Source organism: Nocardiopsis sp. CNR-923 (assembly GCF_001942255.1).
Lineage (GTDB): Bacteria > Actinomycetota > Actinomycetes > Streptosporangiales > Streptosporangiaceae > Nocardiopsis.
The window spans coordinates 100853-112437 of sequence record NZ_MKKC01000131.1; the positions used below are offsets into that span (position 1 = coordinate 100853).

General features: G+C 72.3%; 10 protein-coding genes, 2 tRNA genes and 2 pseudogenes. 7 read left to right on the plus strand and 7 right to left on the minus strand.

Annotated features, from left to right (window positions below; genetic code table 11):
* Positions 1 to 16: 16 nt before the first annotated feature.
* Positions 17 to 1461 (minus strand): annotated as a pseudogene (locus tag BJF83_RS23200) (FAD-binding oxidoreductase).
* 235 nt (positions 1462 to 1696) lie between these two features.
* Between BJF83_RS23200 and BJF83_RS23205 the strand changes: the two are divergent.
* Positions 1697 to 2488, plus strand: coding sequence for a glutamate racemase (locus tag BJF83_RS23205; RefSeq protein ID WP_262391799.1), 792 nt, complete (start codon positions 1697 to 1699; stop codon positions 2486 to 2488).
* On the opposite strand, the gene BJF83_RS23210 is transcribed toward BJF83_RS23205, so the two are convergent.
* Positions 2431 to 3966, minus strand: a complete 1536-nt coding sequence (locus BJF83_RS23210; RefSeq protein ID WP_075928026.1) for a hypothetical protein — start codon at positions 3964 to 3966, stop codon at positions 2431 to 2433. The two genes, BJF83_RS23205 and BJF83_RS23210, sit on opposite strands and share 58 nt — an antisense overlap.
* Before the next feature lie 216 nt (positions 3967 to 4182).
* On the opposite strand from BJF83_RS23210, the pseudogene BJF83_RS23215 reads away from it, so the two are divergent.
* A pseudogene (locus BJF83_RS23215) lies at positions 4183 to 4529 on the plus strand (hypothetical protein).
* Positions 4530 to 4684: 155 nt separating this feature from the next.
* On the plus strand, positions 4685 to 5209 hold the full coding sequence (locus tag BJF83_RS23220) for a DUF6315 family protein (RefSeq protein ID WP_075927979.1): 525 nt from the start codon (positions 4685 to 4687) through the stop codon (positions 5207 to 5209).
* Positions 5210 to 5455: 246 nt separating this feature from the next.
* Here the strand turns inward: BJF83_RS23220 and BJF83_RS23225 are convergent, their stop codons facing one another.
* Together BJF83_RS23225 and BJF83_RS23230 are read right to left on the minus strand one after the other, a co-directional pair.
* A complete protein-coding gene (locus BJF83_RS23225; RefSeq protein WP_075928027.1) occupies positions 5456 to 7537 on the minus strand; it encodes an ATP-dependent DNA helicase in 2082 nt (693 codons plus the stop codon).
* 110 nt (positions 7538 to 7647) lie between these two features.
* On the minus strand, positions 7648 to 8082 hold the full coding sequence (locus BJF83_RS23230) for a hypothetical protein (protein ID WP_075927980.1): 435 nt from the start codon (positions 8080 to 8082) through the stop codon (positions 7648 to 7650).
* A gap of 169 nt (positions 8083 to 8251) precedes the next feature.
* Here BJF83_RS23230 and BJF83_RS23235 point away from each other — a divergent pair, with 169 nt between their 5' ends.
* A complete protein-coding gene (locus tag BJF83_RS23235; RefSeq protein ID WP_075927981.1) occupies positions 8252 to 9433 on the plus strand; it encodes a DUF418 domain-containing protein in 1182 nt (393 codons plus the stop codon).
* Between the two features lie 139 nt (positions 9434 to 9572).
* Here the strand turns inward: BJF83_RS23235 and BJF83_RS23240 are convergent.
* A tRNA-Ala gene (locus BJF83_RS23240) sits at positions 9573 to 9645 on the minus strand.
* A gap of 13 nt (positions 9646 to 9658) precedes the next feature.
* Between BJF83_RS23240 and BJF83_RS23245 the strand changes: the two genes are divergently transcribed.
* Positions 9659 to 10066, plus strand: a complete 408-nt coding sequence (locus tag BJF83_RS23245) for a hypothetical protein (protein ID WP_143832046.1) — start codon at positions 9659 to 9661, stop codon at positions 10064 to 10066.
* 59 nt (positions 10067 to 10125) lie between these two features.
* Positions 10126 to 10287 (plus strand): hypothetical protein, encoded by a 162-nt coding sequence (locus BJF83_RS27690; protein ID WP_158070440.1) that lies wholly within the window; start codon positions 10126 to 10128, stop codon positions 10285 to 10287.
* Positions 10288 to 10414: 127 nt separating this feature from the next.
* Here the strand turns inward: BJF83_RS27690 and BJF83_RS23250 are convergent.
* A tRNA-Ala gene (locus BJF83_RS23250) sits at positions 10415 to 10487 on the minus strand.
* Between the two features lie 150 nt (positions 10488 to 10637).
* On the opposite strand from BJF83_RS23250, the gene BJF83_RS23255 reads away from it, so the two are divergent.
* A complete protein-coding gene (locus tag BJF83_RS23255; RefSeq protein WP_075927983.1) occupies positions 10638 to 10931 on the plus strand; it encodes a co-chaperone GroES in 294 nt (97 codons plus the stop codon).
* 13 nt (positions 10932 to 10944) lie between these two features.
* On the opposite strand, the gene BJF83_RS23260 is transcribed toward BJF83_RS23255, so the two are convergent.
* Positions 10945 to 11511 carry a TetR/AcrR family transcriptional regulator gene (locus BJF83_RS23260; protein ID WP_143832047.1) on the minus strand — a complete coding sequence of 189 codons (567 nt, stop codon included), beginning with the start codon at positions 11509 to 11511 and terminating at the stop codon, positions 10945 to 10947.
* Positions 11512 to 11585: the final 74 nt, after the last annotated feature.

The window sequence follows — 11585 nt, forward strand, 5'->3', positions numbered from 1 at the left end:
CCCGGTGCGTGCGGTGTCAGCGGTTGCGTACGCACTTGGCGTACAGGTCGAGCAGCCGTCCTCCGGGGTCGTAGGACTCCTTGAGACGGGAGTAGGCGGGGCCGTCGTAGAGGCGCCAGAACTCGTCCTCGGGGTAGAAGGAGTCCGAGTACAGCGACTTGTGGCCACCGAGCCGCGCGACCTCCTCCTCCACCAGCCGGTTGTGGTGGGCGCGGCGCTGGCGCGGCTTCATGTCGACCAGGCCCCAGAACCCGAAGTTCACGTAGAGGCGGTCGTTGTCGAGGGGGTAGAGCGGCCAGACGTGGTCGCCCTCGCCCGCTTCGGCCGGCCGGGGTTCGCGCAGCCGCAGGGGGCACATCCACACGGGGGTCATGCCGATCTCGGCGTGGAAGAACTCCAGGAACTCCGCGCCGCGCTCCACGCCCACCTCGACGTCCTGGATGAGCGGCTCCTGGGGGCGCCTGCCCCGGTAGTGGTTGAGCAGGCGGGAGAAGTCGGTGCGCCGGTCCCAGGCCACCAGCCTGCGGTAGACGTCGGAGCGCTTGAGGGAGCGCGGCCACAGCGGCCGGACGAGGGGGTGCTGGGCGCCGAAGGCGCGCGAGCACCAGAACCAGTCGGTGTCCCACCGCCACAGGTAGTCGTGGACGGTGAGGTAGTCGCCCGGGCCGTTGCCCGCGTGGCGTCGGATGGACAGGTAGTAGATGTCGGTGCCCGTGTAGTCGCTGGCCCAGGGCGCTGGTCGGTGAAGCGCGCCAGGGAGAGGTAGAGCTCGTGGGGGCCGAAGGCGACACCGTCCACGAAGTCGACGGGCTGGCCGTCGTGTTCGGCGTCGGCGCAGATCCGTGCGAGCGCGTCCATGGCCTCAGCCGCGTCGTGGAACCGCAGGTGGCGCAGGTGTACGTAGGGGGAGACGGGTTCCAGTTCGACGCGCAGGCGCAGACCGTAGCCGAGGGTTCCGTAGGAGTTGGGGAAGCCGTGGAACAGGTCGGCGTGCTCGTTGTCGCGGGTGGCGGTGACGACGTCGCCCGCGCCGGTGAGGATCTCCATCTCCTGGACCGACTCGTGCGGGAGTCCGTTGCGGAAGGAGGAGGACTCGATGCCGAGACCGGTCACGGCTCCGCCGAGGGTGATGGTGCGCAACTGCGGGACGACCAGCGGCATCAGCCCGTGCGGAAGGGTCGCGGCGACGAGGTCCTCGTAGGTGGTCATCCCGCCGACGTCGGCCAGGCGTTCCACCGGGTCGATCGAGATGACGCCGGAGAAGGCCGACACGTCCAGCGGTGGGGAGGTGGCCGGTTCCCTGAAGCGGAAGAGGTTCGAGGTGGGTTTGGCCAGTCGTACGGGCGCGTCCGCGGGCAGTGCCCGGTACTCGCGACGCAGGCGCTGGACCGCCGCGATGTGCGCCGCCAGCCCCGACCGTTCTCCGCTGGCCCTGTCCGTCCCCTGCTGTCGAGTCGCCATGTTCCCGCTTCCGGTCTCGGCGCGTGCCGCACGGTGTCGTCCGACCCGGTCCCGCACGAGCGGGGACGAGCCGATTCCCTCAGTTCTACCCACGAGAAATGCCTCGGTGCCACCCCATTTCCGTCCGTGTCGCCGACGCAAGCCTGCGACCTGCGAGGAGTAAGCGGACCGTCCGGCTGTGGCGTGGGCCACGCTAGGGCGCCCGGCGCGACGGCCGCGGCTAGAATCGGCTACCGTGCGCATCGCTCTCGTAGACTCGGGCATCGGGATGCTGTCCACTGCGGCCGCCCTGCACGCGGCCAGGCCGGACGCCCACCTTGTGCTGTCCATGGACCCCGACCACATGCCGTGGGGCGCTCGCACGCCCGCGCAGATCATCGGACGCGCGCTGGCGGGAGCGCGCGCGGCCCGCGAGACCGCGGGGGCGGACGGCCTGGACGCGGTGGTCGTGCCGTGCAACACCGCCTCGGTGCACGTGCTCCCCGAACTGCGCGCCGAGTTCGAGCCGCACGTCCCGGTGATCGGGACGGTTCCGCCGATCAAGCCCGCGGTGGCAGCGGGGGGACCGATCGCCGTCTGGGCGACGACCGCCACCACGCACAGCGCCTACCAGCGTCGGCTCATCGAGACCTTCGCCGACGACGTCGAGGTCACGCCGGTGGCCTGCGTGGGCCTGGCCGAGGCCGTGGAGTCGGCCGACCCGCGCCTGATCGAGGAGGCCGTGGCGTACGCCGCCGCACGCACCCCCGACGACGTGCGCGGCGTGGTCCTGGGCTGCACGCACTACGACCTGGTGGACGAGCGCGTCACCGCGGCGCTGGCCCCGGCGGCCCGGACGTTCACCGCGGCCGGCGCGGTGGCCGCGCAGACCCTGCGCCGGATCGGCTGCGTCCCGCCCGGCGATCGACCGGGACGGGTGAGCGTCCTCGCCAGCGGGCGCCCCGCCCGGCTGCCCGCCCAGGCTCTGACCTACCCGGCGGGGCGGGCGCTGGCCACCGCCTCCCCGACCTCCGGAGCGGTCCGGTAGTCGTCCTCGTGCGGCACTCCCGCGGTGAGGGTGCGGACCAGGTCGCGCACCCCCGCCGTGTCGTTGTCGTGCATCAGCGTCTCCAGCAGTGACAGGGCCGCCCGCTGGTCGCCGGGACGCTCCCGGATATGGCGCCACTGCGGTTCGGTGGCCGCGTCGGAGAGCATGAGCGTGCGGCCCACCTGTCCGAGCGCCGACAGCAGCGGAGTGTCGTGCGGAACGGCCGCCAAGGCCGCGTTGACCTGTTCGGCCTGGCGTTCGGGGTCGACCTCCTCGGCGGGCTGGGCGCGCAGGTACTCCAGGATCCGGTCGGCTGGCGCCAGGGGCTGGACGGGGGTCATGGCCGTGACCATGGCACGGACCTCGTCGAGGTCGCCGGTGATCTCCTCGGTGGCGCTCAGCTCGCCGATGAGGCGCTCGGCGCGCCGAGTCGAGCAGGTGGCCACCCAGCGCGCGCCCCGGCCCGCCGCCAACCGCGCGGCGGCCAGGGCCAGTTCGGCGCCCCTGCGCGGGGCCCCGACCCGCTCGAAGTAGCGCGACCAGGTGGTGACGCGCACGCCCAGCCGCCAGTCGTTGCGGACCGCGCCCTGGCAGACGAGGTTCTCCACGGCCTCCACCCAGGCTGGCCGCAGGCTCGGGTACGCCTCGGCCTCCTCAATGGTCGGCAGGGGCACGATGGCGTCGCGGGACGGGTACAGGCCAAGACGGGCCAGCCAGGACAGCAGCCGCGCGCGTTCGAAGCGGACCAGGCGGCGCAGGGAGACGCGGCGTCCGCCGTGGACGTCCGGCGCCAGCGCGATCTCGGCCTCCAGCCGGTCCAGCGCCTCCAGGGCGTCGGTGTGCTTGTCCTGGTGGCGGAGCGCACGAACCAGCGTGAACACGCCCTCCGCACCGAGCAGGGCGGGGCCGGTGGCTGTGTGCTCGTAGCGACGCAGGTCCGCCTCGGCGCGGTCGGGCCTGCCCTCGTCGATGAACAGTTGGGCCCGGGCCAGGCAGAAGGCGGGCCAGGCGGGTGACTGCTCCCATCCGGCCAGACGCCGGGAGGACAGCAGTTCGCCGCGCTCGGCGGTGGTGCCGCCCGCGTCGACGTTGGCGTGACAGCGCACGAGCGTCTCCAGTGCGGAGACCGGGAGCGGTCCGTGCGCGCGCGGATCGGGCACGCCCTCGGCCGCGGCCGCGGCCTGTTCCAGGGCACGCCGGCCCTCGGCGAGGGCGCCCACCCGTACCGCCAGGGGCCAGTGCGCGAGGTAGAGCAGGGTGGGCGGGCCGAGCACCCCCGGCACCTCGGCCCGGTCGCCGCCCGCTTCGAAGACCAGCCGACGGGCCGTGCGCAGGGCCGAGCGTGCGACGGCCTCCACCCGGACCGCCTCCCCCGACTCGCACAGCTGCGGCAGACTCGTGACCGCCTCGGCGAGGTCGACCTGACCGACCGACCGCAGGTGACGCGCGGTCTCCCCCGCCCATGACCACATCGGCATCATGACTCCCCCTACCTCACGCCGTGCGAACAGAAAGTAGCAGCGCGGTGACACTCCTGTCCGGAGAACCCGTGAAACCGGTGCGCTCCCGCACCATCCGCGCCCGGCCGGATGTCGGTGGGCGGGACTAGAATCAGTCCGAGCCGCGATGTCCCGGGTACCGGCCGGGGCGCCGGGGCCGATCCGGCCGATAGACACGTGAGGACATGAGCGCCGATGGGATGGCGAGACCGCTTGGGCCTGAGCAGGGCCAACCGCACGAGCAAGGCCCGTTTCGACCGAATCACCAAGGACGACGACATCAAGGCGCTGATCGAGTTCGCCAGGAGCCGGGTCGGAGTTGAGTTCTTCGTCGAACCCGTGACCTTCGCCACCCAGACCACGGCCGTGGCTGTGGCCACCGACGGGGAGTGGACCCGCCGCCGGTGCGGTTCCCCCGACGTCATCCGCAAGGTGGCCGGGCGCCTGGCGGCCCCCGTCTACGACGTCCAGATCGTCGGGTATCCGCAGCGGATGCGGGACTGGACGCCCGGAACAAACGCGGGCTGTCCCTGGACGAATGAGATCGGACGCGAGGACCTTCCAGCCCGGGTCCGGTCGAAACCCCCGACTCGGTCATTTTGGGCATTGATGACGACACCTTGCCGCGACTTCCTCGCCGAACGGGTTCCCTAACGGGCCTCATCCATCGCATACTCGCCTGGGAGGGGGGACTCTGATGAAGCAGGATCTCACTGCCCTGTGTTGTGAGTGCGGCATGATCCGCGGGGTGAGCGACTACCAGAGCGTGGGCGAGGCCCAGTCGGCCTACGGCGTGGCCCGCTGCGTCGTCTGGCGCAAGTGCCGTAAGTGCGGCTACCGCACCTACCACGCCTACCTGCGCGGTGACGAGGACCGCGACGAACTCGAAGACGCGCTCCGTCTGGACGGCGCCCTGGCCGCCGAGGCGCTGGACGAGGAGGTCGAGCAGCTGCGCCTGTGCGGGGTGGAGGTCGGCCACGCCCCCGTCCCGGCGATCTGGGACGGCCAGTCCGTGGGGATGGTGACGCAGCGGCTCACCGACCAGACCTACTCGATCGTGCTGGACCCCGAGGCCTCGGTGGTGTCCCGGCTCAAGCTCATCGACATGATGTGGAACGAACTCCTGGTCGGCGCGCACGACGACCGCTGGTACATCCAGGAGCCCGAGGACGACTCCCCCGGCTACGCGATCCGCCTCTTCGGTTTCCGGGACCGACGATAGCCCTCGACTCCCGCGAACGTCTCAGCCCCGTACGTCACCCCCGCCGCCCTCCGCGCCCCACCAGCGACGGGTGAGTCCCACCCTCCGGTCGCCCCCGGCCCGCAAGAGCCCCCCACGGCCCCGTCTGCTGAGGCCGACCGCGCGGGTCCCCGTACGCGGGTGAACGGCCCCCGCCGGACACGTCGGCGAACGGTGCAGGACCCGCGAAGACCATCCGTCCCGGACCTCGCCGCCCCGAACGCGCGGTCAACCCGCCGCAGAGACGGCCTCCGTCGTCGCGGACAGCCGTCGCAACGCCGACCTGGCCACGGCGGGGTCGGTCGTCCCCCAGTAGGGCGGCAACGACGCGCGCAGGAACCCCCCGTAGCGCGCCGTGGCCAGTCGCGGGTCGAGCACGGCGATGACGCCGCGGTCGTCGGTGGACCGAAGGAGGCGGCCCGTGCCCTGGGCGAGCAGCAGGGCGGCGTGGGTGGCGGCGACCGAGAGGAAGCCGTTGCCGCCGTGCGCGGCGACCGCACGCTGACGGGCCGAGGCCAGCGGGTCGTCCGGGCGGGGGAACGGGATCCGGTCGACGATCACCAGTTGCAGCGAGGCGCCGGGCACGTCGACGCCCTGCCACAGCGACAGGGTGCCGAACAGGCAGGCCCGCTCCTCCTCGGCGAACCGGCGTACGAGCTGGCCGGTGGAGTCCTCCCCCTGGCACAGGATCGGGTGCTCCAGGCGTCCGCGCAGCTCCTCCGCGGCCCTCTGGGCGGCTCGCATGGAGGAGAACAGGCCCAGCGCGCGGCCGTCGGCGGCCTCGATCAGCTCGGCGATCTCGTCCAGGTAGGCGTCGGCCAGACCGTCCCGGCCCGGCGGGGGCAGGTGGGTGGCCACGTAGAGGATGCCGCTGCGCGCGTGGTCGAAGGGCGAGCCGACGTCGAGCGCGCGCCAACGGGGCTCGCCCGCCGCGCGGTGCGGTCCGTCGTCGTCGGGATCGGGGGCCTGGTCGGTTGCTGGCTCGGTCTTCCCGGCCGCGGCGCGCTCGGCGGCCTCCTCGGTGACCTCGCGGCCCAGGCCCCACTGGCGGGCCAGTGCGGAGAAGGAGCCGCCGAGGGTGAGCGTGGCCGAGGTGAGCACGACCGTGGGGTCGCCGAAGAGCTTCTCGCGGAGCAGCCCGCCCACCGCGAGCGGAGCCACGTTGAGGGAGGGCGGCCGGGACGGGCTCCGGGTGAGCCAGACGACGTCGGTGCGGTCGCGCAGGGCGGGTTCGAAGGACTCCAGGACGCTCACGGCGGCGTCGTGGACCTCCCCGAGGGAGGCCAGGGCCAGCCGGCGGTCGGAGGCGGTGTCGGGGTCGAGTTCCCCGGGGGAGGGTCCGATGGCGCTGACACAGGCCGACGCGGCGTCGCGCACGGCGGCGACGGCGCCGGCGAGGCCGTCGTCGATGTGGTCGAGGCGGCCGTCGGGCGCGTCGGCGAGCATCAGCCCGAGGCCGTCGGCGCACTCGGCGAGGCGCTCGCCGATTCCGGGTTCGACGAGTCGTCCGGCGCGTTTGGCGGCGGTGCCGACTGCGCGCTCGGTGAGGCTCTCGGTGGCCACGGAGGTGGCGCGGTCGACCAGCTCGTGGGCCTCGTCGATCATGATCGTGTCGTGCTCGGGCAGGATGTGGCCGCCCTGGGTCATGTCGATGGCGAGCATGGCGTGGTTGGTGACCACGACGTCCACGCCCTGGGCGGCCTCGCGGGCGAACTCGGCGAAGCACTCCTGGCCGAACGCGCAGACCCGGGCTCCGACGCACTCGTTGCCGCCCACCGACACCTGGCGCCAGGCTAGGTCGCTGACGCCGGGGACGAGCTCGTCGCGGTCTCCGGTGACGGTGTCCTCGGCCCACTCGTGCACACGGGCGACCTGACGGCCGAGCGAGGAGAGCTGGCGGGGGTCGAAGAGTTCGGCGTCCTCGGCCTCGTCGTCGGCGGTGTTGAGGCGGTTGCGGCAGAGGTAGTTGCGACGCCCCTTGAGCACCGCGAACGTGGGCTCGCGCGGCAGTAGCGACGCCAGAGCGGCGGCCAGGCGTGGCAGGTCGCGGTCGATGAGCTGGTTCTGGAGTGCGATGGTGGCCGTGGAGACGACGACGGTGCTCTCCGTGGCCATCGCGTGTCTGACCGCGGGTACGAGGTAGGCCAGGGACTTGCCGGTGCCGGTTCCGGCCTGGACCACGAGGTGCTCGCGCCGGTCGACCGCCTCGGCGACGGCTCCGGCCATGGTCGACTGGCCCTCGCGGGGGGCGCCGCCCAGAGCGGCGACGGCCGCGTCGAGCAGAGTGGGGACGTCGGGAAGATCTGCCACGGATCGACAGTACCGGGCGCGGGCGACGGCCGGAGCGTTGTCCACAGACCCCGGCGCGGAACGGGAGGAGATCCGGGCGACGCGGGGCCGGCGGAAGTCGCGGAACACGCTCAGCGCAGCCCGGCGAACAGGCGGCCGATCTCCGTCTCCGCGCTCAGCACGGTCGACAGGAGTTCGGACTCGATCCAGTCGCGCTCACCCGGCCGGGCCCTACGGGCGCGAGGCCCCAGGTCCTCGGCGATCGCGGTCAGAGCCGTGCGGATACGGCGGATCCGCGCCAGGTCCTCGGAGTGGGCGGGCTCACTCGGGGTGTGGTCGGCCAGGAGGGCGTAGCTCTCGGACAGGACCTCGTCGATCTTGTCGATCACCGCGACCCGGACCACCTGGCCCCACTCGGCCGCGGTGAACGGCTGGCCCGCGGGCCGGGGGACGTCCGCAGCGGTGGTCGCGGGCGCGGGCGCACAGCGGGGACAGGGGATGGACGCGACCGTCTCGGCGCGGCGGAGGAAGGAGGGGAGGGGGATCAGGTTCCACAGACTGCGCATAGCACCCCGAATGTGTTGAGTATGTGGATTTGTCTGTTTGGACGCCCGCGACGACGGCCCCGTTCCTCGATCAGCCGACCCCTCCGCCCCCGAGTCCAGGACAGTAACTGACCTCAAGGGGTCCTAGGGTCGGTCGAGCCGTAACCGCCACGACACGAAGGACGTCACGATGACCCACCCCAGATCGGCGACCACCGGCGGCACCGCCCCCGCCAGTGAGCGCGAACTCGCACCCGACCTGGCACGGGGGGCGATGCTGCTGCTGATCGCCATGGCCTACGCCGGGGTCTACGCGGGGGTGTCCTTCGGTGCCGCGGCCGAGCGGACCTCACCCCTGGACGACGCGGCGCGGTTCCTCACCGTGCTCGTCCTGGACAACCGCGCGTTCTCGATGTTCGCGATCCTCTACGGCTACGGAATGGGGTGGCTTGTCGCCCGTCAGCTGAACGCAGGGAAGGGTGAGCGCGAGGCGCGTCGACTGATGCGGCGGCGCAGCCTGTACCTCCTCCTGTTCGGCTCGGTCCACGCGTTCCTGGTCTTCCCCGGAGAGATCCTGGCCTCCTACGGCCTGGCGGGGCTCGCCCTGGGGTGGCTGCTGTTCCGCCCCGACCGCGCGATCACCCGCGCGGTCGCGATCCTGACCCCGGTCTACGCGGTGACGGTGACCCTGGGCATGTTCGCGGTCGCCTCCAGCGAGCAGGGCGAGGCCTCGGGCCAGTGGGGGCTGCCGGGCTACACCACGGCGGAAGACTGGGTGAGCCGACTGTCCGGTGTGCCGTTCACCCCGCTGTTCATCGCGTTCGCCTACCCGCTGCTGCTCCTGGTGGCACTCGGGTTCTGGGCCGGTCGCCGCAAACTCCTGGACGACCCCGCGGCGCACCGGGTCCTGCTGACCCGTGTCGCCGTGGTCGGAACCGCGGCCTCCGTACTGGGCGCGTTGCCCGCCGCCCTGGTCACCGTGGGCGTCCTCTCCCCGGGGCCGGTCTCCACCGGACTGCTGCTGGCGCTCCAGGTGCTCACCGGCGTCTTCGGCGGGGCGGGATACGCGGCCGTGTTCGGCCTGCTCGGCCTCCGGTTCGGCGATCGGCGGGGGCCAATCGTCCGGGCCGTCGCCGCCGTCGGGCAGCGGTCGCTGACCTTCTACCTGGCCAACTCGGTGCTGGTGGCCGTGATCCTGCATCCGGACCTGGGCGGCCTGGGCGCACGAGTGGGCGCGTTCGGCGCCCTGTGCACGGCGTTCGCGGTGTGGCTGCTCGCCGTCTGCGTCGCGGCGTGGATGGACCGCACGGGCCGGCGGGGGCCGGTGGACGCACTCCTGCGCGCGCTCGTCTACCGCGGCGCGGCGAAGTAGCGGACCGGGAGGGCCGGTGTGCCGCAGGCTTTCGGCGGGAGCCGAGCGGCACACCGGAACCCCGGGGGGGCTTCCCCCGAAAGCACGAGGGACGACCCTGCTCGCGCGTGTCCGCGCCCGCCGGGTCGTCCTGAGTCCGTGGAGCTATGGGGATTCGAACCCCAGACCTCCTCCATGCCATGGAGGCGCGCTACCAACTGCGCCATAGCCCCTGGTGAAGTGACGGTGAAGAGTCTACCGGACGAGGAGCGGCGACCTGACCCGACCAAGGGACCATCCATCGCCGAGATGAGCGATGCCCTGCACGCCAGCCGCACGGCGGTCACGAGCGCGGTCGGCGCCCTGGAGGACTGGGCCTGGGTCCAGCGGTCGCGCTCGGCCGGAGAGCGTGTCGACCGCGTGCGGTTGGACCCGCGGATCTGGCTGCGCCTGATCGACGATCCCGCCGGGTACGAAGCGCTCGGAGCCCTGGCCCGCCGCGGCCTGGAGGCGATGGAAGGCGAGACCGCCGAGCGCCGGGCCCGCATGGAGGAGCTCGTGGAGTTCACAAAGTTCCTCGGCGAACGCATGCCCGCGCTGGCCGCCGAATGGCAGGAACGGCTGGCGACCCTGCGCGGTGGCCGCACGTCCTGACGACAGGCCCCCGAACCACGGTTACACGGCCGGGCAACCACCGACAACGAAGGATCCCCATGCGCTTCGACCACGCCCACTGGCAGAACCGCCTCGACACCCTCCGCGAGCGGCATCTCGTTCCCGGCGCTTCCCCGGCCGTCCCGGTGGTGTTCTCGCGTCTGACCAACGGGACGCCGTGCGTCTACATCGGCATGCGTGCGACGCCCAAGTCCGCCTGAGTCCCGGCCCGGTCGGTCGTCTCGGCGGCAGCAGGCCGAGCAGCGCTCCGGAGGCCTGGGGCGCCCCCAGAAGAAACGAAGGACGACCCGGCGGGCGCGTCCGCGCCCGCCGGGTCGTCCTGATCCGTGGAGCTATGGGGATTCGAACCCCAGACCTCCTCCATGCCATGGAGGCGCGCTACCAACTGCGCCATAGCCCCTGGTGTGCCGGGCGGTTCCCCCGCTCGCGTTGGCAACACTCTACCGGAGTCCGTGAGTGGGTTGAGCCACCGCCCGGCCCTGGGCGGGGAGTATCCCCGGGCGGAGCCGAATACTCTGGAGTGGTGCCCGAATCAAAGCTTGAAATCCAGATGCTCCACGATCGCCTGTTGGTGAGGGCGGTCCCGGACAAGAGCGAGCGGCGCAGCAGCGCCGGGCTGGTCATCCCGGACACGGTGAAGCTGGCGACCAGGCTCGCGTGGGGTGAGGTCTGCGGCGCCGGGACGGGCGCCCGCCACGTCAAGACGGGCGACCGCGTGCTGTTCGACCCGGATGACCAGGGCGAGGTCGAACTGAACGGCGAACGCTACGTCATCCTCCGTGAACGAGACGTGCACGCGGTGGCCAACGAGTCTCCCGAGCGCGGGACCGGCCTCTACCTGTGACCCGGCTCCCCGGTCAGGCCCGCCTGTCGTCGGACACCGCCTTGACCAGGGACAGCAGGCACATGTTGAGCGCCTCGAAGGCCGGAACGCGGGCCACGTTGACGTAGACCGCCCCGGCGTACAACCCCGACCACAGCAACTGCTGCGCCCACAGGGGCGTGATCCTCGGATCGATCGTGCCGTCCTCGTGCCCGCGTTCGACGAGGTCGTAGAGGGCGAGGTCGGCGGGACCGCTCTCGCACTCGGCCGGCTCCCGCGGGACGTCCTGGTCCCCGAAGGCGGCCAGGATGGCCTTGCGCGCCCCGAAGTACTCCGCGACCAGCCGGGAGAAGGCCTCGATGGCGGTGCCGTCGGTGGTGCGCGCCCGCACGGTGGCCTCGTTGACCAGCTCCTCGACGTACTCCCCCAAGGCGCGGGTGAGGTCGGAGCGCTCGGGGAAATAGCGCTGCAGCGTGCTCCGCGCCACCCCGGCGGTTCTGGCCACCTCGGACAGCGGCGCCGCGGAGTTGTCCCCCAGGACCTCGACCGCCGCTTCGAGGATCGCCCGGCGGGTCCGTGCGCGCGTCCTCGTCTGGTCCATCGCAGTAGTCCTGTTCGCCATGCCCACCATCCTAGACCGATGGGTATTCATTTGACGAGAATCGGTCATGCATG